Here is a 24814-nt window from a genome sequence, read left to right on the forward strand (position 1 = left end):
GGAGGCCCGGCGAACGGCAGGGCGAACGGCCCGGCGCCGGGCGGTCGGCGGACTGTCGGTGGCGGGTGTTACGTTCGGGGTCCTGTGACCGAGATATCCACTCTGTTCCTGCTGGCCTGCGCGGTGTTCGTCGGGTCGGCCCTCCAGAGCGGCATCGGGCTGGGCCTGGGGCTGCTGGGCGCGCCGGCGCTGGCCCTGCTCGAACCGTCGCTGCTGCCCGGCGGGTTGCTGATCACCTCGATGGTGCTGCCGGTGCTCGGCGTGGTCAGCGAGTGGCGGCAGGTGGACTGGCGCGGGCTGGCGTGGGCGCTGCCGGCCCGGGTGCCGGGGGCGTTGCTCGGGGCGTGGCTGGTCGGGCGGCTGGCGCCGGGCGCGCTGGCCGGGGCGGTGGGCGCGATGGTGCTGCTGGCGGTGGCCGCCTCGCTGTGGCGCGCGCGGCTGGCCATCCGCCCCTGGTCGCTGGTGGGCGCGGGCGCGCTGTCGGGGGTCACGGGCACGGCGACGTCGATCGGCGGCCCGCCGATGGCGCTGCTCTACCAGTACGAGCCGCCGGCCAGGGTGCGGGCGACGCTGGCGGCGTTCTTCCTGCTGGGCGGGGCGATCTCGCTCGCCGCGCTGATCGCCGCCGGGGAGTTGGACGGGCGGCAGGTCGGGTACGGCCTGGCGGCCACGCCCCTGGTGGTGGCCGGCTTCCTGGCCGGCCGCGCCTCGCGGCAGCGGGTCGACGCGCGGGTGCTGCGCGCGGTGCTGCTGGCGGTGGTGGGCGCGGCGGGCGTCGGGCTGGTCGCCCGCGCGGTGCTCGCGTGAGGGACACGGCGGACCGGCACGACCAGGGCGGCGGTCACGGGGTGAACGGGCGGCGCCCGCCCACCCCATGACCGCCGCGGCCCCTTCGCCTACAGCGGGTCGGTCCCCAGGTCGTCGATCACCGGCGGCGGCGGGGCCTGGTGCTTCGGCGACTCGGCCGCCTCCGAGTGCGCGCCACAGCCGTAGGCGAGGGAGACCACCCGGCCGTCCGCCGGGGAGAACTCGTTGCCGCACACCCCGAACGCCTGCCGCAGGCTCCCCGCCAGCGGCACCAGGAAGCCACAGCTCACACACGCGGCCGGCGCCGCCTGCGCCATCGGGGTCTCCGCGCCGAACTGCTCGTCCCAGCGTTCGGCCGCCTCCCGCAGCCCCTGGAGGGACAGCACCCGGTTCCGGCCGAGGAAGAGGTCGCTGGCGACGTCCCGCACCGTGCCGCGCTCCGGCCGTTCCGCCTCCTCGGCGAGCGGCGAGTTGGGCGGCGGCGCGTCCTCGGCGAGGAAGCCCGGCTCCAAGCGCGGGTCGTCCTCCTCCGCCGGCAGCAGGTCGCCGGGGCCCAGGTCGCCGGGGCGGAGCCGTTCGCTCCACGGCACCCAGTCCGGGGCGAGCAGCGCCTCGGGCCCCGGGGTGAGGGCCACCTCGTCGACCGTCACATAGCGGGCGCGCGAGGCGCGGGCCACGGTGACGCCCCAGCGCCAGCCGGAGTAGCCGGGCACCTCGCTGGCGAAGAAGTGCGTCACCAGCCGCTCGCCCTCGGCCACCATCCCCAGGTGCTCGCCCAGCCGGTGCGGGTGCGCCGCCTGTGCCGCCGCCTCGCGGGCCAGCTCCACCGCCTCGGCGCACAGCCGGTCGGGCGTCCGGCTTCGCATCCCAGCACTCACAGGCAACTCTCCTACCGCGTTGTTCGGGCGGGCACCTCGCGGCGAACGGAGCGGACGGAGCGGACACCGGGACCGCTGCGACGTCGCGCACTCACTTCAGGCCAGGCGCACCGCCGGCCACGCTATCGCACGGGGTGGGCGCGGTGCGCACGGGTTCTTCCGGGGCCGGGCCGGCACGGAGGGGGCCGCGCGGCGACCGGGGCTGGTCCGGCTCGGGGAAAGCCCGTAAAGCCCGGACGGATCAAAGGAGTCAGGGGCCTTCGGGGCCGTACGCTAACGGTTGTGGCTGCTGGCGGTCGGTTGGACACGGGAACCGAGCACCGCGCCGGGGTGATCGTGCGCACCGGCCGGGCGCTGGGGCGCGCGCTCCTGGCCGTGCCACGCGCCGTGACGCGCCGGGTGCGGCGCGCGACGCACGCGCACGGCGCGGGCGAGTCCGGGATGGCGAAGCTGATCGAGCTGCACGCCGTGCACTCGGCCGGCGACATGCTGATCACCTTCGCGCTCGCCTCCACCATCTTCTTCTCCGTGCCGACCGACGAGGCGCGCGGCCGGGTGGCGCTCTATCTGGCCGTCACCATGGCCCCGTTCATCCTGCTGGCGCCGGTGATCGGGCCGCTGCTCGACCGGCTGCCGCACGGGCGGCGCGCGGCGATGGCCGGCGCGCTGCTGGCGCGCGGGATGCTGGCGCTGGTGATCGCGAGCGCCGTGGTCACCGGCGGCCTTGAGCTGTATCCGGCGGCGCTCGGCGTGATGGTCTGTTCGAAGGCGTACAACATCGTGCGGGCCGCCGTGGTGCCCCGGCTGCTGCCGCCGCGCGTCTCGCTGGTGAAGGCCAACGCGCGGATCACGCTGACCGGGCTGATCTCGGCCGGCGCGATGGCGCCCGTCGGGCTGGCGCTCAACGCGATCGGCGAGCGGTGGCCGCTCTACGCCGCCTGCGCCATCACGGTCACCGGGGCGCTGATGTCGTTCCGGCTGCCGGGCCGGGTCGACCTCGCCAAGGGCGAGCGGACCGCGCACCTGGCCGAGCTGGCCGACATGCGCTCGGGGCGGGGCGGCAACGACGGGCAGCGGGCCGGGTTCCTGCCGAGGGTCGGCGACTCCCCCGTGATCAAGGCGCTGCTGGCCAACTCCTCGCTGCGCGCGCTCTCCGGCTTCCTCCTCTTCTTCATGGCGTTCCTGCTGCGCGGCGAGCCGCTGCCCGGCCTGGGCGCCGCGCTCTCCCTGGGCCTGGTGGGCGTCGCCGCCGGGGTGGGCAACGGCATGGGCAACCTGCTGGGCAACTGGCTGCGGGAACGTTCCCCCGAGCTGATCCTGCTGGCGGTGCTGACGGTGGCCGTTGGCACCACGGTCGCCGCGACGGTCAGCTATCTCGCGGTGACGGTGATCGCGGTGTGCGCGGCGGCCGGGATCTGTCAGGCGCTCGGCAAGCTGGCGCTGGACGCGTTGATCCAGCGGGACGTGCCGGAGGTGGTGCGGACCTCGGCGTTCGCCCGCTCGGAGACCACCCTCCAGATGTCCTGGGTGCTGGGCGGCGCGATCGGGATCTCGCTGCCGCTGATCGGGCCGCTGGGCATGGGTGTGGCGGCGACGCTGGTCCTGGTCGGCGCCGGGCTGAGCGTGCGGGGCCTGCTGGCGACGGCCCGACGCGGCTCGCCGCACCCGCGCGTCAGGTGACCGGTATCGGCCGGTAATCTGCGGTGCATGACCGCTACCGCCAGGAACCGGGGCCGCCGGGCCATTCGTACGACGCTCGCCATCGGCACCGTTTCGCTGGGCGTCCTCGTGCTGTCCGCGTGCGAGAAGCCGTCGCCCAACGCGCACTTCACACTGGAGAGCAGCAGCAAGACGCGGGAGACCGCCAGCGACTGCTACGGGCACGGCGAGGCGCTGGGCGCGGAGCGGGCGATGGAGTGCCTCTCCAGCGACGACAACCGCGCGACGTTCTCCAGCACGCCGGGCGACACCTTCCGGATCGGGGTCGACACCGAGATCGCCGAGGAGGGCTGGCTGCTGTTCGTCAACGACCAGCTCTACCGCGCGGAGCCGTTCACCGGCACCTACCGCAGCTTCCCCAGCGACCAGCTCTTCCAGATGGTGCAGCAGCAGGCGGAGCCCGGCTCGCCGCCGGTCGCCGAGGACCTGCGGCTGAGCGTGGCGCAGGTCCGCGAGGACTACGACATCGAGACGATCTGGGCTTCGCAGTCGGAGGAGGAGTTCCAGGAGAACCTCTTCGGCAGCGTCGAGGGTGTCTGGAACGCGACGCTCACCCCGGGCGACTGAGCGCGCGGGGCGCGTCAACCGATGAGCAGCGGACGCACGTTGGTGGTGACGGCCGTGCCCGCCGAGCGGGACGCGGTGACGCTGGCGACGGGCGCGCCGCCCGACCCGTTCACCCTGCCGGCCGGGCTGACGCTGCACCGGGGGCCGGCGTGGGACACGGTGGCCGTGGGCGTGGGCCCGGCCGCTGCCGCCGCCGGCACGGCGACGGTGCTGGCCGTGGCGCCCGGGCGGTACGACCTGGTGGTGGCGGCCGGCATCGCCGGCGGGTTCGCCCCTGTGGCCGCGGTGGGTGACGCGGTGGTCGGCTCGGCGCTGGTCGCCGCCGACCTGGGCGCCGAGGGGCCCGACGGCTTCATCGACCTGGCGGAGCTGGGCTTCGGCCAGGTCAGCCACCGGCCGCCGGCCGTGCTGGCCCAGGCGGTCGCCGACGCGACGGGCGCGGTGCTGGGGCCGGTGTTGACGGTGGCCACGGCGACGGGAACGGCCGAGCGGGCCGCCGCGCTGGCCGCCCGGCACCCGGGCGCCGCGGCGGAGGCGATGGAGGGGCACGGCGTGGCGACGGCCGCCGCCGCGCACCGGCTCGCGGTGCTGGAGGTCCGCACCGTGTCCAACCCCGTCGGGCCACGGGACCGCGCGGCCTGGCGCATCCCGGCCGCGCTGCGCGCGCTGACCGACGCGTTCGCCGCGCTGGGCCCGGCGGTCGAGACGTGGCGGAAGAAGCACCACGAGGAGGCTGACACCCCATGAGCACCACGGCTGGCACCCGGGAGAGCGCCCCGCCGCTCTCCCTGACCTACTCCCCCTGCCCCAACGACACCTTCGTCTTCCACGCCTGGACGCACGGGCTGCTGCCCGGCACGCCGCCGGTCACCGTGGACTACGCGGACATCGACATCACCAACGGCCGGGCGGAGCGCGGCGAGGGCGACCTGCTGAAGGTCTCCTACGCGGTGCTGCCCTGGGTGTTGGAGGAGTACGCGCTGCTGCCGTGCGGCGGGGCGCTGGGCCGGGGCTGCGGCCCGCTGGTGCTGACGGCCGCCGGCGGCGCGGCCTCGCCGGCCGAGCTGGCGGGCCGGACGGTCGCGGTGCCCAGCGAACGGTCGACGGCCTACCTGCTGTTCCGGCTCTGGGCCGGGGAGTTGGTGCCGGGCGGCGTCGGCGAGGTGCGGGTGCTGCCGTTCGCCGAGATCATGCCGGCGGTGCGGAACGGCCGGGTGGACGCCGGGCTGGTGATCCACGAGGCGCGCTTCACCTACCAGACGTACGGGCTGCGGCAGTTGGCCGACCTGGGCGAGTACTGGGAGTCCAGCACCGGGCACCCGATCCCGCTGGGCGCCATCGTCGCGCGGCGCTCGCTGGGCGAGGAGCGGCTGGCGGCCGTCACCGAGGCGATCCGCGCCTCGGTGCGGCACGCGTGGGCCGACCCGGCGGCCAGCCGCGAGCATGTGCTGGCGCACGCGCAGGAGATGGACCCGGCGGTGGCCGACGCCCATATCGGGCTCTATGTCAACGAGTTCACCGCCGACCTGGGCCCGGCCGGCTACGCCGCGATCGACGCCCTGCTGACCCGCGCCGCGACGGCCGGCCTGGTCCCGGCCACGGGCCGGCTGACGCCGGTGAGTTGACGGCCTGGGTGGTCGCCCGCCGGCCGGTTGATGGCGGGCGGCGCGGTGCTGGGGCTGGGGGCTGGGACCGGGCGTCGGGCCGGGGAGGACGACGCCCGGCCCGGGGCCTCAGACGTCCAGTTGGTCCGCGACCGCGCGCAGCATCCCCGCGATCTTGCGCCCGCTGGCGCGGTCGGGATACCGGCCGCGCTCCAGCTGTTGGGAGACGCCGTCGAGCAGCGTCGTCAGGTCCTGCACGATGGACGCCAACTCGTCCGGCTTGCGCCGCTGCGCGGCCGCCACCGAGGGCACCGGGTCCAACAGGACGACGGAGAGCGCCTGGTCGCCGCGCTGGCCGGCGACGACGCCGAACTCGACGCGCTGGCCCGGCTTGAGCACGTCCAGCCCGGCGGGCAACGCGGAGGAGTGCACAAAGACGTCGCCGCCGTCATCACGGGAAAGGAAGCCGAAGCCCTTCTCGCTGTTGAACCACTTGACCTTGCCGGTAGGCACGTGTCCTCGTCCTCGCACTCGTCCATAGCAGTGAGGCGGGCCACATCAGCCCGCCACGTCCCAGGCTAATCGCCCGTAGCCCGGTGACAAGATGCTCCCGGGCCGTTTCGGAGGATCACTGCCCCCACCGCGTCGCAAATATGCTCGCACCTGCGATCCTGTGGGGGTGAGTAACGAACAAGCAGGGGATGGCCTGGTCCGGGTCGGCGGCGTGATCTTCGCCGTTGGCGCGGTGGCCACCCTGGTCACCGTGATTCCGTTGCTGGTCGGCGCCGAGCCGCTGCCGACCGCCGCCTATCTGGTCTCGATGTTGATGGGCGTCGGCTTCTTCGTCGCCGGCTGCGGGCTGGCGCGCTCCGTGGCCGCGCAGCGGCGCGAGGACCGCGCGGCGCAGCGCGCGGTGCGGTAGAGGGGCGGTGTGGTAGAGGGGCGCGCTCCGCTCAGGCGCCGGAGGCGCCCGGCGCGCGGTGGGCGGCCAACCAGTCGGGGAACGCGGTGAGATCGGTCAGCACCACGTCGGCCCCCGCCTCCCGCAGCTCCTCGGCCGGGCAGGGCCCGGTGGCCACCGCGACCGAGACGGCCCCTGCGGCGCGCGCCCCGCGCACATCCCCGATGTGGTCGCCGACATACACGCCGGCGGCGTGCTCCCGCAGCGCCTCCGCCTTGCCCTCCGCCCACAGCGAGCCGACCAACAGGTCCGTCTTGAGGCCCAGATGATCAAGGTGCAGTTGGGCGTTGGGACCGTACTTGGCCGTTACCACCATGCTCCGGCCGCCGAGCCTGCGCACGGCCTCGATCGCGTCGGCCGCGCCCGGCAGCGCCGGCGTGGGCTCGACGGCCAGCTCGACATACAGCTCGCGGTAGCGGTCGGCCATCGCCGGGACCAGCTCCGCCGGGAACCAGTTCGCCAACTCCTCCGCCATCGGCGGCCCGAGGCGGCTCACCGCGAGGTCGGCGTCGATGAAGACGCCGGTCTCCTCCGCGAGGGCCAGATAGGTCCGCCGGATGCCAGGTCGGGAGTCGATCAGGGTCATGTCGAGATCGAATCCGACCGTGAACCCGGGTGCGGGTTCGAGGTCGGCGGAACGCGGCGACGTGGAAAGTGACATGCCGCTATTGTGCCCCTGGCAGTTGCCTATACTTAGGCTCGCCTAACCTAACCGCGCAGGGAATCCATGCCAACCATCGCCGACCGCCCGCCCGTTGTGGAGCGTCGCGCCACCACCTCGCGACGGCTCGCCTGGCTGGCCGCCGGGGTGGCCGTCGTCGCCGTCGCGATGCTGCTCAGCGTCGCCCTCGGCAGCCGCTCCATCGGCGTCGAACAGCTGCTGCGCGCCCTGACCACCTCCCCCGACGCGCTGAGCGGCGAGGACGCCAGCGCCGCCAAGGTGGTGCGCGAGCTGCGGGTGCCGCGCACCCTGATCGCGCTCATGGTGGGCGCCGCCCTCGGCATGGCCGGGGCGGTGATGCAGGGCCTGACCCGTAACCCGATCGCCGAGCCCGGCATCCTCGGCGTCAGCCAGGGCGCGGCCGTCGGCGTGGTGCTGGCGATCACCTTCGCCGGCGCGAACTCCCTCGACGACTACGTCTGGTTCGCGTTCGCCGGCGCGGCGCTGGCCGCCGTGCTCGTCTACGCGGTCGCCAACCAGGGCCGGGGCGGCGCGACGCCGGTGCGGCTGGCGCTGGCCGGGGCGGCGATCAACGCGCTGCTGGCCTCGGTGATCGCCGGCGTCCTCACCACCCATGGCGCGACGCTGGACGAGTACCGGTTCTGGCAGGTCGGCTCGTTGACCGGCAGGGACGCCGACATCGCCGAGCGGATATGGCCGTTCCTGCTGGCCGGCGTGGTCCTGGTGGCCGCCGCCGCGCGCGGCCTGGACGCGCTGGCGCTCGGCGACGACGTGGCCCGTGGCCTGGGCCAGAACGTGGCGGCCGTCCGGATCACCGGCGGGCTCGGCGCGGCCGTGCTCACCGGCGCCGGGGTCGCGGCCGCCGGGCCGATCGCCTTCGTGGGCCTGGCCGTTCCGCACATCGGGCGGGCGCTGGTGGGCGGCGGGCACCGCTGGCTGCTGCCGATGGCGGCGCTGCTGGGCGCGGCGGTGCTGCTGGTCTCGGACGTGGTCGGCCGGCTGGTCTTCCCGCCGTCCGAGGTGCCGGCCGGGGTGACCACGGCGCTGGTCGGCGTTCCGTTCCTGGTCTATCTGGTGCGCCGCTCGGGGGTGCGCGGATGACCACGACGCTCGCCAGGCCGCCGCGCACGGCCAGGACCAGCGCCGCGCGCCCCACCGGCTACCGCGCGGTGCGCCTCGGCGGCGCCTCGGTGCTGGTCCACGGCCGCACGCTGCTGGTCGTCGCCGTGCTGCTGCTGGCGCTGGCCGCCGGCTGTGTGGCCAACCTCTCGCTCGGCGAGTCCAGCGTCCCGCCGCTGGAGGCGGTCCGCTCGGTGCTGGGTCTGACCGACGAACACGACTTCGTGATCGGGGTGTTGCGGCTCCCCCGGCTGACCGTGGCGCTGCTGGTGGGCGCCGCGCTCGCGGTGGCCGGCGGGCTGATCCAGACCGTCGCCCGCAACCCGCTGGCCAGCCCCGACATCATCGGCGTCAGCCAGGGCGCGGCGGCGGTCGCGGTGATCGCCATGACCTACGGCCTGGCGTCCACCGCCGTGCTGCCGTACTGGGCGATCGCCGGCGGGCTCGGCGCCGCCGTGCTGGTCTATCTCTTCGCCTGGCGCGGCGGGCTGCACGCCGGCCGGTTCGTGCTGGTCGGCATCGGCTTCGCCGTCGCGCTGCGCTCCGTCACCCAACTCTTCCTGACCAAGGGCGACCACACCGTGGCGCAGCAGGCCACGGTGTGGATGACCGGCTCGTTCAACGGCCGGGGCTACGCCGAGGCCGAGCCGCTGGCCTGGGCGCTGCTCGCGGTGGTGCCGGCGGTGTGCTGGGCGGCGCGGGCGCAGCGCACCGTGACCCTGGACGACGACACCGCGATCGCGCTGGGCGTCCGGCTCAACGTGACCCGCGTCGGACTGGCCGGCGTCGGCGTGCTGTTGGCGGCGCTCGCCACCGGCACGGCGGGCCCGGTGGACTTCGTCGCGCTGCTCTCCCCGCAGATCGCGCGCCGGCTGACCGGCACCGCGCAGATACCCCTGCTGACCACGGCGCTGGTGGGCGCGCTGCTGACCGTGCTGGCCGACCTGCTGGCCCGGACGCTGTTCTCGCCGACGGAGCTGCCCGCCGGCGTTGTCACGGCGGCGATCGGCGCGCCCTATCTGCTGTGGCTGATCCTCAAGAACCGCACCGGAGGCCGGGCATGAGCATCCTCTCCAAGCCGGGGAACGAGCCGGGAGGCGAACAGGGCAACGGGCCGGAGAGGTTCTCCGGCGACGGGCCGCCGGCGGGCCGGCTGGCGGCGCGGGGGCTGACCCTCGGCTACGACGCCGACCGGCCGGTCGTCGACGCGCTGGACCTCGATATCCCCGACGGCGAGGTCACCGTGATCGTCGGGCCCAACGCCTGCGGGAAGTCGACCACGTTGCGCGCGCTGGGCCGGCTGCTGAAGCCGCGCGCCGGGACGGTGCTGCTGGACGGCGCCGAGCTGCACACGTTGCCCACCCGGCGGATAGCCCAGTCGCTCGGCCTGCTGCCGCAGACCCCGGTCGCGCCCGAGGCGATCACCGTCGCCGACCTGGTCTCCCGGGGCCGGCAGCCGCACCAGCGCTGGTGGCAGCAGTGGTCCCCGGCCGACGAGGCCGCCGTGGCCGAGGCGATGGAACGCACCGACGTCAGCGGGCTGGCCGACCGGCCGGTGGACGCCCTCTCCGGCGGGCAGCGGCAGCGGGTCTGGATCGCGATGGCCCTCGCCCAGCAGACCGACCTGCTGCTGCTCGACGAGCCCACCACCTATCTGGACATCGCCCACCAGGTCGAAGTGCTCAACCTGGTCCGCCAGTTGGCCACCCCCACGGACGAGACGCCGGCCCGCACCGTGGTCACCGTGCTGCACGACCTCAACCAGGCCGCCCGCTACGCCGACCACCTGGTGGCCATGAAGGACGGCCGGATCGCCGCCCAGGGCCACCCCGACGAGATCGTCACGGCCGAGCTGGTGGGGGAGGTCTTCGGCCTGGCGGCCGTCGTGATCCCCGACCCGGTCACCGGCTCCCCGCTGGTCGTGCCCGAGGCCCCCACGCCCCTGCCGGGGGAGGCCCGTTGACCCCAGCGCGCCGCCGCGTCCCCCGTTACCGTTCCCGTTCCCGCTTCGCCAGAAAGGCCCCGCCCGCCATGAACCGTCGCATCACCGCCTCCGCCCTGGCGCTCGCCTGCGCCGTCGCCCTCGCCGCCTGCGGCGACGACGCGGACTCGGAGGGCTCCTCCGGTTCGTCCGGCTCCGACGGCTCGGGCGGCACCCGGACCGTGGAGACCGCGATGGGCCCGGTCGAGGTGCCGGAGAACCCGCAGCGCGTGGTGGTGCTGGACACCGCCGAGCTGGACACCGCGATCACCCTGGGCATCGTCCCGGTCGGCGCCGTCCAGGCCGACGCCACCCAGGAGTTCCTCGACTACCTGCCGCAGGACCAGCTCGCCGACATCGAGAACGTGGGCAACATCGCGGCGCCCAACCTGGAGGCCATCAACGAGCTGGACCCGGACCTGATCATCGGCAGCAAGGTGCGCGACGAGCAGCGCTACGACGAGCTGTCGGCGATCGCGCCGACGGTCTTCTCGGAGACGGTGGGCGCGCCCTGGAAGGAGAACTTCCTGATGCACGCCGAGGCGCTGGGCAGGTCGGAGGAGGCGGAGCAGGTCGTCGCCGCCTACGAGGAGCATGTCGCCGAGGTCACCGAGGCCATCGGCGGGCCCGAGGCGGCGGCCGAGATCGAGGTCAGCATGTTGCGCTTCATCGACGGCGGCAACACCCGCCTCTACGGGCGGGAGAACTACATCGGCGGCATCCTGGAGGACGTGGGCCTGGGCCGGCCGGCGATCGTGGACGACGCGACCGACGGCTTCGCCGTGGAGATCAGCCCCGAGCAGGTGGACCAGGCCGACGCCGACGTCATCTACTACTCCTCCTACGGCGACCCGGACGCCTCGGGCGAGGAGGCGGCGGTCGGCGGCCCGCTGTGGGAGGACCTGACCGCCGTCCAGGAGAACCGCGCGTTCCCGGTCAACGACCAGCTGTGGTTCCTGGGCATCGGCTACACGGCGGCCGAGCAGATCCTCGACGAGATCGCGGAGACCCTCGCCGGCTGAACGCCGGGCCGGTGGAACGCGCGCCAGCGGCCCGGCCGTTGGGCCGGGCCGTGGCGCGCGACCGCCGCCCCTCGCGCCGGGGCCCCTCGCGCCGGGGCTGGCGGAGAGGGCGTCCGGTTCAGGCCAGGCGGGCCAGCAGGTCGGCGAAGAGCGCCGGGCGGCTGAAGTAGCCGACGTGCGAGGCCGCGAGGGTGTGGACCTCGAACGGGTTGGCCGGGGTCAGCTCGTCCGCGCGGCGGATCATGACGTCCTGCACGGCCGGCGTGATGGCCCGGTCCTCGGCGAGCCGCACAAAGGTGTGGGGAACGCGGCCCCATCCCTCCGCCGTGACGACGGCCCCGGCCTCCAGGACGCCGTGGTTCTCGTCGGGGTCCAGCGCGTCGAGCAGCATCCGGAACTGGTGGTCGCTGCCGTCGGCCATGATCGCGGCCTTCAGCCGCGCGAACAGCTCCGGATCGCCGTGCGCCGCACGCCAGTTGAGCCGGGCCACGCCCGGCTCTGCCACGCCGGGCACGGCGATCCGGGCCGCGGCGGCGTCCAGCAGGTTGTCGTCCTCGACGCCCCAGGGCTCGGTGAGCATGGCGGGGTCGCTGAGGCAGAGCGCGGAGAGGTAGACCACGCGGCCGACCAGCTCGGGGTGGGCGTCGGCGACGGCGCTGATCGTCAGGCCGCCCAGGCTGTTGCCGACCAGCACGAGCGGGCCGGCCGGCGCGAGCCGGCGCAGGATCGCGGCGACGTGCCGCACGTTGTCCGCGAGCGTGACCCCGCGCAGCGGGGACGGCGCCGCCGCCAGCGCCGCCGGGTCCTGCGGCTGCCGGTAGTAGGCGGCGGGCACGTCGGCGAGGTCGCCGTGCCCTGGCAGGTCGACGGCGTACGAACGGTGGCCGCGCAGGGCCAGCTCGTTGCGCAGCGGGGTCCAGGTCCTGGCGGTGCCGGAGCCGCCGTGCACCAGGACAAAAGTGGACTGAGAACGCATAACGGAAAAACCTCGTCATCCTGAGGTGGGACATGGGGACGCGTACGACCCCGACGCCGGCACCAGGCCGACGTCGCAGGTCAGCGCCCCGACCGCAGTCGGACGCTCGACCAGGCATGAATGACGAGGGACATACCCACAGGCTAACCGACCCCGCCGGAAACCCGCGACGCCGGGGCCCGAAACCCAACGGCCGCCCGGCGCGGCCCCGTTCAGCCCTCCTTGACGGGGCGGCGGGCGCGGACAAGCAGATCGATTCGTTCCGCGACTCGGGAGAGGTCCTCGTGTTCCCAGGCGCGGACGACGCGCCATCCTCGTTCGAGAAGGAGCCGGCTGGTTTCGGCGTCTCTGGCCCGGTTGCCTTCGATCTTCTCCCGCCAGAACTCCGCACGCTTGGTCGCTGGTCTGTGGTGCTCAGGGCAGCCATGCCAGAAGCAACCATCGACGAACACGGCGACCCGGGCCTTCGGAAAGACCACATCGGCGGTTCTCCGAAGATCAGGTAGCGGGCGGATCGACACCCGGTAGCGCAGCCCCCTCTGGTGGAGCAGCGAGCGAAGCAGAAGCTCCGGCTTCGTGTCGCGTCCTCTGTTCGCCCTCATCACCGCGCGCGACTCCGGAGACGACGCTCCTGAGTCCGAAGGCAACGTCTCGCTGGCGGCGAGCCCCGCAGCGTGAGCCAGCGCCCAGGCCGCTCTGAGATTCGCGGCGCGCGTTCCCTCATCGACCTCGCCCACGTGGCGCTCACGCGTGCGACCGTCCTGCGACCAGCGCAGGTACGCGTGGACACGACGTCGCTTTCCATAGAGGCGGAGTGCGATCGATCCGCGAGCGAAGCGTCCTTCGCCCGTCCGCACAGCACGATTCCGTGACCCGCCGGCCGCCCGGTCCTGTTCCGCTGAACGCGCGCGCACACTCATTCCGGCCCTCGGCTTCCAGGCCCTCTCCTCCGGTACCCGCTCCTTCCAGGAACGGTTCCCTCCGCGCCCCGCGTTGGCGGTCACCGCCGGCGCTCGGCTTCCGTCAAGGCGGCGGCCACCGCCCTCGCGAACGTCGCGCCGAGTTTGACCGGAACCGCGTTGCCGAGTTGCCGCATCTGCTCGCCGCGTGGCCCCTTGAGCTCCCAGTGGTCAGGGAAAGTCATCACGCGGGCGGTCTCGCGCACGGTCATATAGCGGTAGCCCGTGCCGTCGTACCCAGGGTCGTCCACACGCATCACTGACTCGCCTCCGGGAACACCGTGCACCCCCGCCTTCACGGTTTTCGCTGGTCGATCGAGGAGGTTGGGCGTGTGCCCTGGATACGTCCGCGCCCCTGGCCAGCCGACGTGCCCCGTGACGTCCCCCACCTGACGCTTCGGCCTGAGGTCCCCGACCTCGACGGGCGGCAACGGACTTCCCTCGTTCTCATCCACACCGACGATCGCATCGCGAAGGGTGCGCCACGGCCTCAGAGCGAGCCGACGGCGAACGCCCTCGTCAGCGAGGTCGAGCTTCGGAAGCTCGGAGATGACCCGATCACGCACCTCGTCGGTCACATCGTGCCGATCCCAGTACGGCCCGTCGGCGCGCATGGAGTGGATCAGCGACTCGTAGGAATACTCCTGTCGAGGGTGGAACGCCTCCCAGTCCACACCGAGATCCGCGCGGAAGGCGACGATGATCACTCGTCGCCTGATCTGCGGAACTCCGTAGTCAGCGGCGTTGACGGGCATATGAGTCACGACGTAGCGCTCGGTGGGGTCGGCGTCATCGTTCGCGATGGCCTTCTCCAGTTCGTTGTCGTGCTCCTCCCACGTCTTGCCAGCCGACCGTGTCAGGAACGGCAGAGTCAGTCCCCGCTTGATGTAGTCAAAGTAGGGCGCGAACGACGGGCGAAGCAGCCCTCGCACGTTCTCGCAGATGACCGCCTTCGGCCTGAGCTCTCGGATAGCCCGGAACATCTGTGGAAACATGTCGCGCTCGTCCTCGTCACCCCTGTGCGAGCCACCGAGACTGAACGGCTGGCAGGGCGGCCCGCCCGCGACGAGGTCCACCCTCTCCCTCACCTCCTTGGCGAAGTCGATGTCCCGAACGTCCCCCTCGATCAGAGGCCACGGCATGGGCAACTCATCGTCCCGGGCGGGCTGGAGAGGGTTGGCGCGGATGGTCTCGCAGGCGCGTCGCGCGATCTCGTTGAGCAGGAGAGGGCGAAAACCGGCCGCGTGCACGGCCATGGCGAGCCCTCCGCCACCGGCGAACAGCTCGACACACGTCCGCACGTCGTGACGTCCTTCTCGCAGCTCAAACACCCAAGAAGTGTACCGCGGAGATCGCACTCGGCAAGGCTATCGACGTCGCGGTTCTCAACTCTCCCATTCGCACTCGTCGTACGGCGGAGCTAGTGTCACGTTCACGCGCTCGCCCAGGAGGTCGCCCCACGTATGGCCAGCCAGTTCAGCAGTCAGTTCCGCCTGAGCATCACCAGGGCGCTCGGGCACCAACTGGCGGAAGCGTTCGACGAACTCGCGCCCGCGCCGCTCACCCCAGAGAACCTCGACCGCCTCGACGAACAGGCGGAGGCCGAGCGACTCAGCAGCCGGTCAGGGGTCTACCAGCTCTACCGACGGGGCGAGTTCGTCTACGTGGGCAAGGCCGACAAGCGGCTTTCCGGAAGGCTGAGTCAACACCTGCGGAAGATCTCTGGCCGAAGCAACATCAGTCCCTCGGAGATCTCGTTCAAATGCCTCTACGTCGCAGAGGACTTCTCAGCGGTCGCGCCCGAGAAGCTGCTGATCAAGAAGTACAAGGCGGATGGACACATCCCCTGGAACACCAACGGCTTCGGCAACAAGGACCCGGGGCAGAGGCGCGACCGCACCGCGCTCAGCGCCGATCACTTCGACGCGCTGTTCCCCATCGACCTCGATCGTCAGGTCGATGGACTGGGGACAGGAGAACACCAACTCGCGGACCTTCTCGCGAAGATCAAGAGCGGACTGCCCTACAACTTCCGTTTCCAGAAGGACTCGCGCTTCGACGCGGTCTCCGTCACCGTCCCCTCAGCAGCGCTGACCGCCGACGCGGTCTTCCGACTGGTAGCGCCCGCGCTGCCCGAGGACTGGCAGATCAGCGCCCTGATGGGATACGTGATCATGTATCCGGACAAGGGAGCCGACTACCCCAGCGGCTTTCGCTACTACCGCGGCGTAACCGTGACCGAGGAGCAACCGAAGAGGGTGCCCGCCGGCGAGGCTGGCACTCTCTTCGAGGACGAGGACGAGGACGAGGACGAGGAAGACCCGCAGTAGCTCGGCCGCGACCTCGGTGACGGGCCCCGTTCAGCCCTCCTTGACGGGGCGGCGGGCGCGGAAGAGGAGGAAGGCGGCGGAGGCGAAGGCGGCCAGGCGGAGGAGGAGGGGCCAGTCGTTGGCGAGAAGCTTCTCGACCTCGCCGTCGGCGAGCGGCTCGCCCCAGTTCCCGCCGAGGCGGCCCATCAGCCAGACGCCGTAGACCGTCGCGACCAGCGCCGGCATCCCGAACGTGGCCCACTGGCGCTCGCGTTGACCGAGCCGGGGCGACCAGTACGCCAGCACCCAGCCCAGCGCCAGCGCGGGCAGCGAGCCGGCGACCGCGCCGCCGACCAGCGCCACCACGCCGGCCAGCTCGACGATCCCGCCCCTGCGGCGCCCGCCGAGGACGGCCCTGGCCAGCCGGGCCCGCCGGCGTGGCGGGTCGGCGTCCTCGACCACCGGCTGGGTGAGCGAGGCGTCGGCCGTCTCGCGCTCCGCCTCGGCCGCCGTCAGCTCGGCCTCCGTGGCGGGCCCGGGCTCGGCGTCGGCCAGGCCGCTGGGGTGCATCAGCTCGGGGATGTCGATCCCGCCGCTGAAGCCGGCGATCTGCCCCTCGGGCCCCCGCTGCCAACCGCCGCCGCGCGGCAGCTCCTCCCTCGGCCAGCGCAGCGGCACCTCGGGCCCGTCAGCGCCCGGCGACCCCGGCCGCTCGCGCCGCGCCGGCCGCTCGCGCCGCGCGGGCAGCGGCGCCGGCGGCGAAGAGGCATACGGAAAGGAGGACGGAGCGGAGGACGGAGCGGGGGGCGAAGGTGAAGGGGACGGCGAAGGTGAAGAACGTGGCCGGGCCGGCCCGTTGGTGGTGGCCGGCGGGGCGTCGCCGGCCGCGCGGGCCACCACGTCCTCGGGGCTGCCGAGCTTCCCCAGGATGCGGCGCACGGAGGCGGCGGACCGCGTCTCGGAGCCCGCGTCGGCCCGCGCGCGGCCGATCTCGTCCCGCAGTCGGTTGACCAGCCGGGCCCGTTCGGCGGACGACATGGCGGTGCCATGGGCCAGGTCGCCGACCCGGCTCAGATAGTCGAACACCAGCTGTTCGTCCTCGATCCCCACGCCACTGCCCCTGCGCTCGCCCGGCCCGGACCCGATGCGGTCCCCGACACTCCCCGCGTTACCCACCGATGCTACTGACGCACACCGACAGCGGGGCCCGCCGCGCGGAAACGATCCCGCCGTCGCTGGCCGACGCGCGGCGACGATCCCGCGCGGGAGCGCGGCGGAACCTGGGGGAACACCGTTGTTCATCGCGGGTTCACCGAACGCCGTGCAACCCGCTACCCACAGCTCGTTACATGGTGAACGTCGCTCGTGGACACCGGTTTCACGCCTCCCGGGAGCCCGGCGCACGGCCGTCGGCCCGCCCGCCGGCCCCGCTCGTCTCCCGTGGCGCGACGCGGCCTGACGCCCTGGCCGTTCGTTCACCGCCGAGACCACTGCCGAGTCGACTGCCGTAACGACCACCGAGACCACCGCCGAGACCGACAGCGAGGGAGAGCCCGTGGGCGCCTGGTTGAGTTCGACTCGGGCAACCTCCGTGCCTGGCACGGAGGTTGACGGTGCGGAGGACGAAGGCCCTGCCGCCGGCGTGGGGCCGGAGCGGGCCGTGGGCCCGGCGCCCATCCCGCTGGGCACGCACCCCGTGGTGCTGCTGGCCGACGCCGACGAGCGCATCCGGCAGGGGCTGACGACACAGCTGGCCAAGTACCAGGTGTCGGTGGTGCACTGCGCCGACGGCGCCGCCGCGCTGCTGGAGGCCGGGCTACGCAAGCCCGACGTGCTGCTGGTCTCGGCCGACCTGCCGCTGATCGACGGGGCGACCGTGCTGCGGCTGGTCCGGCGGCGGCTGTCGATCCCGGTGGTGCTGGGCGTGGGCCCGGAGGACACCGCGCAGGTGGCGCCGGCGCTGGCCGCCGGCGCGAGCGCATGTGTCGCGCGCCCCTATCGGCCGCGCGAGGTGGCCCAGCTGCTCAGCCTGGCCGACCGGGGCCACCGGGGCTGGGACCAGCCGCTGGTCTGCGGCCCGTTGACGCTCGACCCGAGCACCTACGAGGTGCGGATGCACGGCGTCTCCACGGCCCGGCTGCCGCTGAGGGAGTTTCAGCTGCTACATCTGTTGATGCTGCACGCCGAAAAAGTGATCACACGTGACCAGATCAGAACGGAGTTGTGGGGCGAGGGGGCGCGGCGCTCCAACACCATCACCGTTCACATTCGGCGGCTTCGGGAGCGGCTCGGCGACGACCCGCACCACCCGGAGATCATCCAGACCGTGCGCGGCGTCGGCTACCGCCTGGTGCCCCCGGCCGGCTGACACACGGCCCGATCCCGGTGTGCCCCGGCCCGCTCCAGGGCCGGGACACGCCCTTGATCACAGCCATGATCACCAGGCTTCTTCCTTAACGATTCCAACTCTCTTTGTGAAACTACCGGTTCCGCCGAACCTATCTTTTTGTTCACCTTCTGGCCCTCACTGCTTCGCTGGCCGCTCCTACGTTCTCGGTGAAACACGTCATCGACGTTATCTCCACATCCCGGCCACGGGGCCGGTCAGGAACAAGGAGCAGGTCATGCGCAAGACGCGCGCTCGCATCGCCGCGATAGCCGTGGTGTCCGCCCTGGCGCTGGTCACGGCGTGCAGCAGCGACAACGAGAGCAACGACAACGGCGACGGGGGCACTTCGGGGGGCAACGGCGAGGGCGGCTCCGAACTGTCCGGCACCATATCGGGGGCCGGCGCCAGCTCCCAGGCCGCCGCCCAGCAGGCCTGGCAGGCCGGCTTCCTGGCCGCCAACCCGGATGTCACCGTCAACTACGACCCGGTCGGCTCCGGCGGTGGCCGTGAGCAGTTCATCGCCGGCGGCATCGCCTTCGGCGGCACCGACGCCGCGCTCGCCGACGAGGAGCTGACCGCCGCCACCGAGCGCTGCGGCGAGGTCATCGAGGTTCCGGTCTATGTCTCGCCCGTCGCGCTGATCTTCAACGTCGAGGGCGTGGACGAGCTGAACCTCCAGCCCGCCACCATCGCCGGCATCTTCAACCAGGAGATCACCACCTGGAACGACGAGGCCATCGCCGCCGACAACCCCGACGCCGAGCTGCCCGACACCCCGATCACCCCGGTCAACCGCTCCGACCCGTCGGGCACCACCGAGAACTTCGTCGAGTACCTGAGCATCGTCGCCCCCGACGCCTGGCCGCACGAGGTCAGCGACGAGTGGCCGGTCTCCGGCGGCGAGGCCGCCCAGGGCACCTCCGGCGTGGTGCAGGCCGTCTCCGGCGGCAACGGCACCATCGGCTACGCCGACGCCAGCCAGGCCGGTGACCTGCCGAGCGTCAACGTGGGCGTCGGCGAGGACTTCGTCGCCTACTCCCCTGAGGCCGCCGCCAACGTGCTGGAGGTCTCCGAGCGGGTCGAGGGCCGGGGTCAGTACGACTTCGCCTACGAGCTGGCCCGCGACACCACCGAGGCCGGCACCTACCCGATCGTGCTCGTCTCCTACGCGATGGCCTGCGCCACCTACGAGAGCGAGGCCGAGGCCGAGCTGGTGAAGGCCTACCTCTCCTACGTGATCAGCGAGGAGGGCCAGCAGGCCGCCGCCGAGGCGGCCGGCTCGGCGCCGATCTCCGACGCGCTGCGCCAGGAGATCCAGCCCGCCATCGACGCCATCGCGGCCGGCTGACGATCCGAACGCCCGGCGCGGGTGGCCTCCCCCCGGCGGGGAGGCCACCCGCGCACGGGCCGTCGCCCCTCCCGGGGCGGCGGCCCCGCCCGTTCGGAGAACCAGCCTCGACGAAGGGAGCGAAGAGTGTCATCGAGCACCGAGCTGACCCACCCCGACAACCAGCCCCAACCGCCGCCCGAAGCACCGCTGTTCGAGAAACCGGTGAGTCGCTTCGGGGACCGGGTGTTCTCCTCGTCGGCCATGGGCGCCGGCGTGCTGATCCTGGTCATCCTGGCCGGGGTCGCGGCGTTCCTGCTGGTCGAGGCGTGGCCGGCGCTGTGGGCCGATCCCGACGAGGTGCCCGGCGGGGACGGCATCGTCCTCTACGTCTGGCCGCTGCTCTTCGGCACCCTGCTGGCCGCGCTCTTCGCGCTGCTGCTGGCCGCGCCGCTCGCGGTGGCCATCGCGCTGTTCATCACGCACTACGCGCCGCGCCGACTGGCGACGGCGCTCGGCTATGTGATCGACCTGTTGGCGGCCGTGCCCAGCATCATCTTCGGCCTGTGGGGCCTGTCGGAGCTGGCGCCGCTGACGGTGGAGCCGACCCGCTGGCTTGAGGAGAACCTCGGGTTCATCCCGCTCTTCGAGGGCCCGGCCTCGGCGACCGGCCGCACCATGCTGGTGGCCTCGATCGTGCTGGCGGTGATGATCCTTCCGATCACCACGGCCGTGATCAGGGAGGCGTTCCTCCAGACGCCCCGGCTCCACGAGGAGGCGTCGCTGGCGCTGGGCGCGACCCGCTGGGAGATGATCCGACAGGCCGTGCTGCCGTTCGGCCGCTCCAGCATCATCGGCGGCGCGATGCTGGGTCTTGGCCGCGCGCTGGGCGAGACGATGGCCGTGGCGATCGTGCTCTCCCCGTCCGGCGGCGTCACGTTCAACCTGATCAACAACGGCAACCCGTCCACCATCGCGGCCAACATCGCGCTGGACTTCCCCGAGTCCTCGGGCCTGGACATCAACGTGCTGATCGCCTCGGGCCTGGTCCTCTTCGCCGTCACCCTGCTGGTCAACATGACGGCCCGCGCGGTGATCAACCGCCGCCGTGACTTCTCGGGAGCCAACTGATGAGCACATCACCGACCTCCCTCACCAAGGCGCCCGAGCCCGAGGAGCCGCCCGTGGTGCTGGAGCGCCCCGCGCTCACCCACGGCTCGCTGCCCCGCCGCGCCGCGCCGCTGGCGCTGCTGGCCTGGGCCGCGTTGGGCCTGGCGCTGCACCTGCTGCTCGACGTCAACCCGGTGGTCGCCGGGCTGGTGACCGCCGTCGGCTACACGCTGCTGGTCTGCGGCTGGTCGCGGGCGGTCGAGGGCGCGCGCAAGGCGCAGGACCGGCTGGTCACGGCGGTCGTCACCTCGGCGTTCCTGGTGGCGCTGCTGCCGCTGGTCTCCGTGCTGGGCGCGGTGCTGGCGCGGGGACTTGAGCGCTTCGACGCCGACTTCTTCAACAACTCGATGCGCGGCGTGGTCGGCGAGGGCGGCGGCGCGCACCACGCGCTGATGGGCACGCTGATCGTCACGGGCCTGGCCACCCTGATCTCGGTGCCGATCGGGCTGCTCACCGCGATCTACCTGGTCGAGTACGGGCGCGGCGCGCTGGCCCGCTACATCACGTTCTTCGTGGACGTCATGACCGGCATCCCCTCGATCGTGGCCGGCCTGTTCGCCTACGCCCTCTTCGAGCTGTTCTTCGGCGCCGGGGTGCGGATGGGCATCATGGGCTCGGTCGCGCTGAGCGTGCTGATGATCCCGGTGGTGGTGCGTTCCACCGAGGAGATGCTGAAGCTGGTGCCCAACGAGCTGCGCGAGGCGTCGATGGCGCTGGCCGTGCCGAAGTGGCGCACCGTCGTCAAGGTCGTGCTGCCGACCGCGCTGGCCGGCATCGCGACCGGCGTCACCCTGGCCATCGCCCGGGTGATCGGCGAGACCGCCCCGCTGCTGGTCACGGTCGGCATCACCGCGAGCGACAACTTCAACCCGTTCGACGACCGGATGGCGACGCTCTCGGTCTTCTCCTTCAACCAGTACGCGACGCCGGGCATCCCGCCGCAACCGTTCCTGGACCGGGCGTGGGCGGCGGCGCTCACGCTGATCCTCATCGTGATGGCGCTCAACCTCGTGGCGCGCCTGATCTCCCGCCTGTTCGCCCCGAAGACCCGCGCCTGACGGCCGCAGGGACCGGGTTCACACCGTCCACACCGGACACGCAGAGGAAGCGAAGCACCGTGGCCAAGCGCATCGAGGTCAAGGATCTCGACATCTACTACGACAAGTTCCTGGCCGTGCAGGGCGTCTCGATGACGATAGAGCCGCGCTCGGTCACCGCCCTGATCGGGCCCTCGGGGTGTGGCAAGTCCACGTTCCTGCGCACCCTGAACCGGATGCACGAACTGGTGCCCAAGGCGCGCGCCGTCGGCAAGGTGCTGATGGACGGGCACGACCTGTACGGCCCGCAGGTGGACCCGGTCGCGGTGCGCCGGCACATCGGGATGGTCTTCCAGCGGCCCAACCCGTTCCCCACGATGTCCATCTACGACAACGTGGTGGCCGGGGTGCGGCTCAACAACAAGCGGATGAAGCGGTCCGAGATGGACGCGCTGGTGGAACGCTCGCTGCGGTCGGCGAACCTCTGGGAGGAGGTCAAGGACCGGCTGAAGCGGCCCGGTTCGGGCCTCTCGGGCGGGCAGCAGCAGCGGCTGTGCATCGCGCGGGCGATCGCCGTGCAGCCGGACGTGCTACTGATGGACGAGCCCTGCTCGGCGCTCGACCCGATCTCCACCCAGGCGATCGAGGACCTGATGCTGGAGCTGAAGCAGCAGTACACGATCGTGATCGTGACCCACAACATGCAGCAGGCGGCGCGGGTCAGCGATGTGACGGGCTTCTTCAACCTGCGGTCCATCGGCGAGCCGGGCGGGCTGGTGGAGATGGACGAGACGACGAAGATCTTCTCCTCCCCCAGCAACAAGGCGACCGAGGACTACGTCTCCGGCCGCTTCGGCTGACACCGCACCTCCCCGGCTCCGCCGAAAAAGGGCGGGTGGGTGGGAAAAGGGACGCCCGCCACGGGCGCCCCGCACCCGCCCAACCCGCCGTCCCACCGAACCACGCCTCGTTCCCCGAACGCACAGCGCTAGAGCGTGCGCGCGATGTGGTGGATCAGCTGCCGGGACTCCTCCGGGTCCAGCGAACGCGAGGTCGCGCGGCCGAAGAAGATCCGGTAGTGCGCCAGCTCGTCGTCCGCGCCCAACAGCCCGCCCCCGGTGGGGCCGTCGACGAGCACCGTGTCCAACTGGGGCACCACGCCGTGGACATAGAGCATCGGCTGGGTGACCTCGTAGAAGTCCTCGTTGGTGAACGGGATGACCCGCACCGTCACCTGCGGCATGTCCGCCGCCTCCATCAGCGTCTCCAGCTGGCGCCTGGCGACCTTCCGCCCGCCGAACCGCATGTGCAGCGCCGCCTCGTGGAGGAACGCGGAGAACGGGGGCGGGTTCTCCCGTTCCAGAACCGCCTTGCGGCGCATCCGGTGCGCCACCCGCACGTCGATCTCCTCCTCGGTGGGCTCGGGCAGCCCGCCCCGGAACAGCGCCCGCGCGTACTCCTCCGTCTGCAACAGGCCCGGCACCGTCACGGTCTGGAGGGTGCGCAGCGCGGTGGCATGGTGCTCCAGCTCGGCGACCGCCAGGTACTGGGAGGCAAGGGTGCCACGATATTCGTCCCACCAGAACTGGCCACGGTGCTCCCTGGCGATCGCGCAGAGCGCCTCAAGCAGCGCCTCGTCAGCGCATCCGTAGAAGTCGGCGAGCTTCCGGATGCGCTCCTCGCTGACGCCGATGCGGCCGGACTCTATGTGGCTGATCTTCCCCTGGTCGGTGCCCAGCATGGCCGCCGTCTCGCGCGCGGTACGCCCCGCCGCCACCCTCAACTTGCGCAGTTCGGCGCCGAGTCGGGCCTGTCGGGCGGTCGGGTTCTCCCTCGGCGGCATCGTCGATCAGGTCCTTCCGTTGACTGGTTTCCGAGTCTGCCGCGCCCCGACCTCGACAGTCCACTCGCCTGACACACCCCCAATGGCACGGTTGCCCCGGAGCAAACGGACGACAAAAACGGTTCAGCCGACGCGCTCCACCGCGCCAGGCCATGTCACCCGGGGCCGACTGCCGCTACGGTTGGCAGGATGACCAGCGGTTCCATCGACAGCCCTCGCACCCTCGCGGACGAACTGCGCTCCCGTTCCGACGCGGAGCTGTCCGAGCTGCTGCGCGCCCGCCCCGACCTGCTCTCCCCGCTGCCCGGCGACCTCTCCCAGCTGGCCACGCGGGCCGGCGCGCGCACCTCCGTGATGCGCGCCCTGGAGCATCTGGACACCTTCACCCTCCAGACGGCGGAAGCGTTGGCCATCGCCGAGCGCCCCTGTTCGCAACACGCGCTGACCGCCCTGCTGCCCGGCGGCGAGGAACGGCTCCCCGAGGCGCTCGCCACGCTGCGCTCCCGGGCGCTGCTGTGGGGGCGCGCGGACGCGCTCCGACTGGTGCGCGTCGCCCAGGAGTTGCTCGCGCCCAGCGCCGGCCGGCCCAGCGCCACCGGCCTCGGCCCGACGCTGGCCGAGGCGGCCGCCGGGATGGCGCCCAGCCGCACCCAGGCGCTGCTCACCGCGTGCGGGCTGCCGCCCACCCACGACCCGGTGAGCGCGGTCGCCGCGCTCGGCGCGCTCTTCCGCGACCCGGAGCGGCTGGCCGCGCTGCTCGCCGATGCGCCTGAGGCCGCCAGGTCCGCGCTGGACCGGCTGACCTGGGGCCCGCCCTACGGCACGCTCGGCAGCGGCGCGGAGGCCGCGCGCTCCGGCGCCCCGCTGCGCTGGCTGCTGGACCGGGGCCTGCTGATGCCCACCCAGCCGGGCACCGTGGTGCTGCCCAGGGAGGTCGCGCTGACCCTGCGCGGCGGCCGGGCCCACCGCGAGCCGCGCCCGCAGCCGCCGCCGGTGGTCGCCGTCGCCGAGCACGCGGCCGAGCTGGTCGACGCCACGGCGGCCGGCGCGGCGCAGCGCGCCGTTGACACCGTCGAGGAGCTGCTGGCCTCCTGGGAGCACGAGGGCCCGCCCGTGCTGCGCTCCGGCGGGCTGGGCGTGCGGGAGCTGAAACGGGTCGCTGTGACCCTGGACGTGCCCGAGCCCGAGGCCGTGTTCTGGCTGGAACTGGCCTACGCCGCCGGCCTGTTGGCCTCCGACGACGAGGCCGACGAACGGTACGCGCCCACCCCCGCCTACGACGACTGGCTGGCCGCGCCCACCGGCGAACGCTGGCTGCGGCTGGCCACCGCCTGGCTGGCCGGAACCCGGGTGCCGTCCCTGGTCGGCACCCGCGACGGCAAGGGCCGGCTGCTGGCGGCGCTCGGCGGCGGCCTGGACCGGGGCCCGGCCGCCGCGCTGCGCCACCGGGCGCTGGGGCTGCTG

24 protein-coding genes and 1 pseudogene are annotated in these 24814 nt (G+C 72.9%); 17 read left to right on the forward strand and 8 right to left on the reverse strand.

Going from position 1 to position 24814, the window contains the following annotated elements; all coding sequences use genetic code 11:
• The first annotated feature begins 84 nt into the window (after positions 1–84).
• Positions 85–807 (forward strand): sulfite exporter TauE/SafE family protein, encoded by a 723-nt coding sequence (locus EBN88_RS06360; protein WP_122182816.1) that lies wholly within the window; start codon positions 85–87, stop codon positions 805–807.
• Positions 808–896: 89 nt separating this feature from the next.
• Here EBN88_RS06360 and EBN88_RS06365 read toward each other — a convergent pair whose 3' ends face one another.
• Positions 897–1673, reverse strand: coding sequence for a DUF3027 domain-containing protein (locus EBN88_RS06365; RefSeq protein WP_122182817.1), 777 nt, complete (start codon positions 1671–1673; stop codon positions 897–899).
• Positions 1674–1967: 294 nt separating this feature from the next.
• On the opposite strand from EBN88_RS06365, the gene EBN88_RS06370 reads away from it, so the two are divergent.
• From EBN88_RS06370 to EBN88_RS06385, 4 genes are read left to right on the forward strand one after another with little or no spacing between them, the layout of a single operon-like run.
• A complete protein-coding gene (locus tag EBN88_RS06370; RefSeq protein WP_407703380.1) occupies positions 1968–3365 on the forward strand; it encodes an MFS transporter in 1398 nt (465 codons plus the stop codon).
• 27 nt (positions 3366–3392) lie between these two features.
• Positions 3393–3971: a hypothetical protein gene (locus EBN88_RS06375; protein ID WP_122182818.1), complete on the forward strand. Its 579-nt coding sequence runs from the start codon at positions 3393–3395 to the stop codon at positions 3969–3971.
• 21 nt (positions 3972–3992) lie between these two features.
• Positions 3993–4718 carry a futalosine hydrolase gene (locus tag EBN88_RS06380; RefSeq protein ID WP_122182819.1) on the forward strand — a complete coding sequence of 242 codons (726 nt, stop codon included), beginning with the start codon at positions 3993–3995 and terminating at the stop codon, positions 4716–4718.
• The gene (locus tag EBN88_RS06385; protein ID WP_122182820.1) at positions 4715–5596 is read left to right on the forward strand and encodes a 1,4-dihydroxy-6-naphthoate synthase; all 882 of its coding nucleotides are present in this window, start codon (positions 4715–4717) and stop codon (positions 5594–5596) included. The genes EBN88_RS06380 and EBN88_RS06385 overlap by 4 nt, the downstream gene beginning before the upstream one ends.
• Positions 5597–5704: 108 nt before the next feature.
• Here EBN88_RS06385 and EBN88_RS32550 read toward each other — a convergent pair whose 3' ends face one another.
• Positions 5705–6088 (reverse strand): cold-shock protein, encoded by a 384-nt coding sequence (locus EBN88_RS32550; RefSeq protein ID WP_122182821.1) that lies wholly within the window; start codon positions 6086–6088, stop codon positions 5705–5707.
• Positions 6089–6254: 166 nt separating this feature from the next.
• On the opposite strand from EBN88_RS32550, the gene EBN88_RS06395 reads away from it, so the two are divergent.
• Positions 6255–6497 (forward strand): hypothetical protein, encoded by a 243-nt coding sequence (locus tag EBN88_RS06395; RefSeq protein ID WP_233580494.1) that lies wholly within the window; start codon positions 6255–6257, stop codon positions 6495–6497.
• 31 nt (positions 6498–6528) lie between these two features.
• On the opposite strand, the gene EBN88_RS06400 is transcribed toward EBN88_RS06395, so the two are convergent.
• Positions 6529–7197, reverse strand: coding sequence for an HAD family hydrolase (locus EBN88_RS06400; RefSeq protein WP_122182823.1), 669 nt, complete (start codon positions 7195–7197; stop codon positions 6529–6531).
• A 66-nt stretch (positions 7198–7263) separates the two neighbouring features.
• Between EBN88_RS06400 and EBN88_RS06405 the strand changes: the two genes are divergently transcribed.
• The 4 genes from EBN88_RS06405 to EBN88_RS06420 all read left to right on the forward strand — a co-directional run bounded on the left by EBN88_RS06405 (position 7264) and on the right by EBN88_RS06420 (position 11340).
• A complete protein-coding gene (locus EBN88_RS06405) occupies positions 7264–8319 on the forward strand; it encodes a FecCD family ABC transporter permease (RefSeq protein ID WP_122182824.1) in 1056 nt (351 codons plus the stop codon).
• Positions 8316–9401 carry a FecCD family ABC transporter permease gene (locus tag EBN88_RS06410; protein ID WP_122182825.1) on the forward strand — a complete coding sequence of 362 codons (1086 nt, stop codon included), beginning with the start codon at positions 8316–8318 and terminating at the stop codon, positions 9399–9401. Before EBN88_RS06405 ends, EBN88_RS06410 begins: the two co-directional genes overlap by 4 nt.
• Positions 9398–10300 carry an ABC transporter ATP-binding protein gene (locus EBN88_RS06415; protein ID WP_122182826.1) on the forward strand — a complete coding sequence of 301 codons (903 nt, stop codon included), beginning with the start codon at positions 9398–9400 and terminating at the stop codon, positions 10298–10300. The genes EBN88_RS06410 and EBN88_RS06415 overlap by 4 nt, the downstream gene beginning before the upstream one ends.
• 68 nt (positions 10301–10368) lie before the next feature.
• Positions 10369–11340 (forward strand): ABC transporter substrate-binding protein, encoded by a 972-nt coding sequence (locus tag EBN88_RS06420; RefSeq protein WP_122182827.1) that lies wholly within the window; start codon positions 10369–10371, stop codon positions 11338–11340.
• 118 nt (positions 11341–11458) lie between these two features.
• Here the strand turns inward: EBN88_RS06420 and EBN88_RS06425 are convergent, their stop codons facing one another.
• From EBN88_RS06425 to EBN88_RS06435, 3 genes are all read right to left on the reverse strand, one after another.
• A complete protein-coding gene (locus EBN88_RS06425) occupies positions 11459–12316 on the reverse strand; it encodes an alpha/beta hydrolase (RefSeq protein WP_122182828.1) in 858 nt (285 codons plus the stop codon).
• 212 nt (positions 12317–12528) lie between these two features.
• The gene (locus EBN88_RS06430; RefSeq protein ID WP_233580495.1) at positions 12529–13053 is read right to left on the reverse strand and encodes a very short patch repair endonuclease; all 525 of its coding nucleotides are present in this window, start codon (positions 13051–13053) and stop codon (positions 12529–12531) included.
• Between the two features lie 263 nt (positions 13054–13316).
• Positions 13317–14606, reverse strand: a complete 1290-nt coding sequence (locus tag EBN88_RS06435; protein ID WP_122182830.1) for a DNA cytosine methyltransferase — start codon at positions 14604–14606, stop codon at positions 13317–13319.
• A gap of 132 nt (positions 14607–14738) precedes the next feature.
• Between EBN88_RS06435 and EBN88_RS06440 the strand changes: the two genes are divergently transcribed.
• A complete protein-coding gene (locus EBN88_RS06440) occupies positions 14739–15605 on the forward strand; it encodes a GIY-YIG nuclease family protein (protein ID WP_122182831.1) in 867 nt (288 codons plus the stop codon).
• A 30-nt stretch (positions 15606–15635) separates the two neighbouring features.
• On the opposite strand, the gene EBN88_RS06445 is transcribed toward EBN88_RS06440, so the two are convergent.
• Entirely contained in the window at positions 15636–16694 is a 1059-nt protein-coding gene (locus EBN88_RS06445; RefSeq protein WP_122182832.1) for a hypothetical protein, read from the reverse strand.
• Between the two features lie 550 nt (positions 16695–17244).
• Here EBN88_RS06445 and EBN88_RS06450 point away from each other — a divergent pair.
• The 5 genes from EBN88_RS06450 (at position 17245) to pstB (ending at position 22367) form a co-directional block, all read left to right on the forward strand.
• Positions 17245–17952: a response regulator transcription factor gene (locus EBN88_RS06450; protein ID WP_226961621.1), complete on the forward strand. Its 708-nt coding sequence runs from the start codon at positions 17245–17247 to the stop codon at positions 17950–17952.
• 256 nt (positions 17953–18208) lie between these two features.
• Positions 18209–19321 (forward strand): phosphate ABC transporter substrate-binding protein PstS, encoded by a 1113-nt coding sequence (locus EBN88_RS06455; protein ID WP_122182833.1) that lies wholly within the window; start codon positions 18209–18211, stop codon positions 19319–19321.
• A 126-nt stretch (positions 19322–19447) separates the two neighbouring features.
• Positions 19448–20431 carry a phosphate ABC transporter permease subunit PstC gene (gene pstC / locus EBN88_RS06460; RefSeq protein WP_233580496.1) on the forward strand — a complete coding sequence of 328 codons (984 nt, stop codon included), beginning with the start codon at positions 19448–19450 and terminating at the stop codon, positions 20429–20431.
• Positions 20431–21528: a phosphate ABC transporter permease PstA gene (gene pstA, locus EBN88_RS06465; RefSeq protein WP_122182834.1), complete on the forward strand. Its 1098-nt coding sequence runs from the start codon at positions 20431–20433 to the stop codon at positions 21526–21528. Before pstC ends, pstA begins: the two co-directional genes overlap by 1 nt.
• A gap of 59 nt (positions 21529–21587) precedes the next feature.
• Complete coding sequence (pstB, locus tag EBN88_RS06470) at positions 21588–22367, forward strand: phosphate ABC transporter ATP-binding protein PstB (protein ID WP_122182835.1); 780 nt, start codon at positions 21588–21590, stop codon at positions 22365–22367.
• 128 nt (positions 22368–22495) lie between these two features.
• Here pstB and EBN88_RS06475 read toward each other — a convergent pair whose 3' ends face one another.
• The gene (locus tag EBN88_RS06475) at positions 22496–23350 is read right to left on the reverse strand and encodes a helix-turn-helix domain-containing protein (protein ID WP_122182836.1); all 855 of its coding nucleotides are present in this window, start codon (positions 23348–23350) and stop codon (positions 22496–22498) included.
• A gap of 189 nt (positions 23351–23539) precedes the next feature.
• Here EBN88_RS06475 and EBN88_RS06480 point away from each other — a divergent pair.
• Positions 23540–24814, forward strand: a pseudogene (locus EBN88_RS06480) (DNA-binding protein); the annotation flags it as partial.

Source organism: Streptomyces triticirhizae, from assembly GCF_003696235.1.
Taxonomy (GTDB): domain Bacteria; phylum Actinomycetota; class Actinomycetes; order Streptomycetales; family Streptomycetaceae; genus Streptomyces; species Streptomyces triticirhizae.

Bases quoted from the DNA above. Each gene is read 5' to 3' on its own strand.
- EBN88_RS06365 (WP_122182817.1), bottom strand. From the start codon at position 1,673: ATGCGAAGCCGGACGCCCGACCGGCTGTGCGCCGAGGCGGTGGAGCTG.
- EBN88_RS06375 (WP_122182818.1), top strand. From the start codon at position 3,393: ATGACCGCTACCGCCAGGAACCGGGGCCGCCGGGCCATTCGTACGACG.
- EBN88_RS06380 (WP_122182819.1), top strand. From the start codon at position 3,993: ATGAGCAGCGGACGCACGTTGGTGGTGACGGCCGTGCCCGCCGAGCGG.
- EBN88_RS06385 (WP_122182820.1), top strand. From the start codon at position 4,715: ATGAGCACCACGGCTGGCACCCGGGAGAGCGCCCCGCCGCTCTCCCTG.
- EBN88_RS06400 (WP_122182823.1), bottom strand. From the start codon at position 7,197: ATGTCACTTTCCACGTCGCCGCGTTCCGCCGACCTCGAACCCGCACCC.
- EBN88_RS06405 (WP_122182824.1), top strand. From the start codon at position 7,264: ATGCCAACCATCGCCGACCGCCCGCCCGTTGTGGAGCGTCGCGCCACC.
- EBN88_RS06410 (WP_122182825.1), top strand. From the start codon at position 8,316: ATGACCACGACGCTCGCCAGGCCGCCGCGCACGGCCAGGACCAGCGCC.
- EBN88_RS06415 (WP_122182826.1), top strand. From the start codon at position 9,398: ATGAGCATCCTCTCCAAGCCGGGGAACGAGCCGGGAGGCGAACAGGGC.
- EBN88_RS06420 (WP_122182827.1), top strand. From the start codon at position 10,369: ATGAACCGTCGCATCACCGCCTCCGCCCTGGCGCTCGCCTGCGCCGTC.
- EBN88_RS06425 (WP_122182828.1), bottom strand. From the start codon at position 12,316: ATGCGTTCTCAGTCCACTTTTGTCCTGGTGCACGGCGGCTCCGGCACC.
- EBN88_RS06440 (WP_122182831.1), top strand. From the start codon at position 14,739: ATGGCCAGCCAGTTCAGCAGTCAGTTCCGCCTGAGCATCACCAGGGCG.
- EBN88_RS06455 (WP_122182833.1), top strand. From the start codon at position 18,209: ATGCGCAAGACGCGCGCTCGCATCGCCGCGATAGCCGTGGTGTCCGCC.
- pstA (WP_122182834.1), top strand. From the start codon at position 20,431: ATGAGCACATCACCGACCTCCCTCACCAAGGCGCCCGAGCCCGAGGAG.
- EBN88_RS06475 (WP_122182836.1), bottom strand. From the start codon at position 23,350: ATGCCGCCGAGGGAGAACCCGACCGCCCGACAGGCCCGACTCGGCGCC.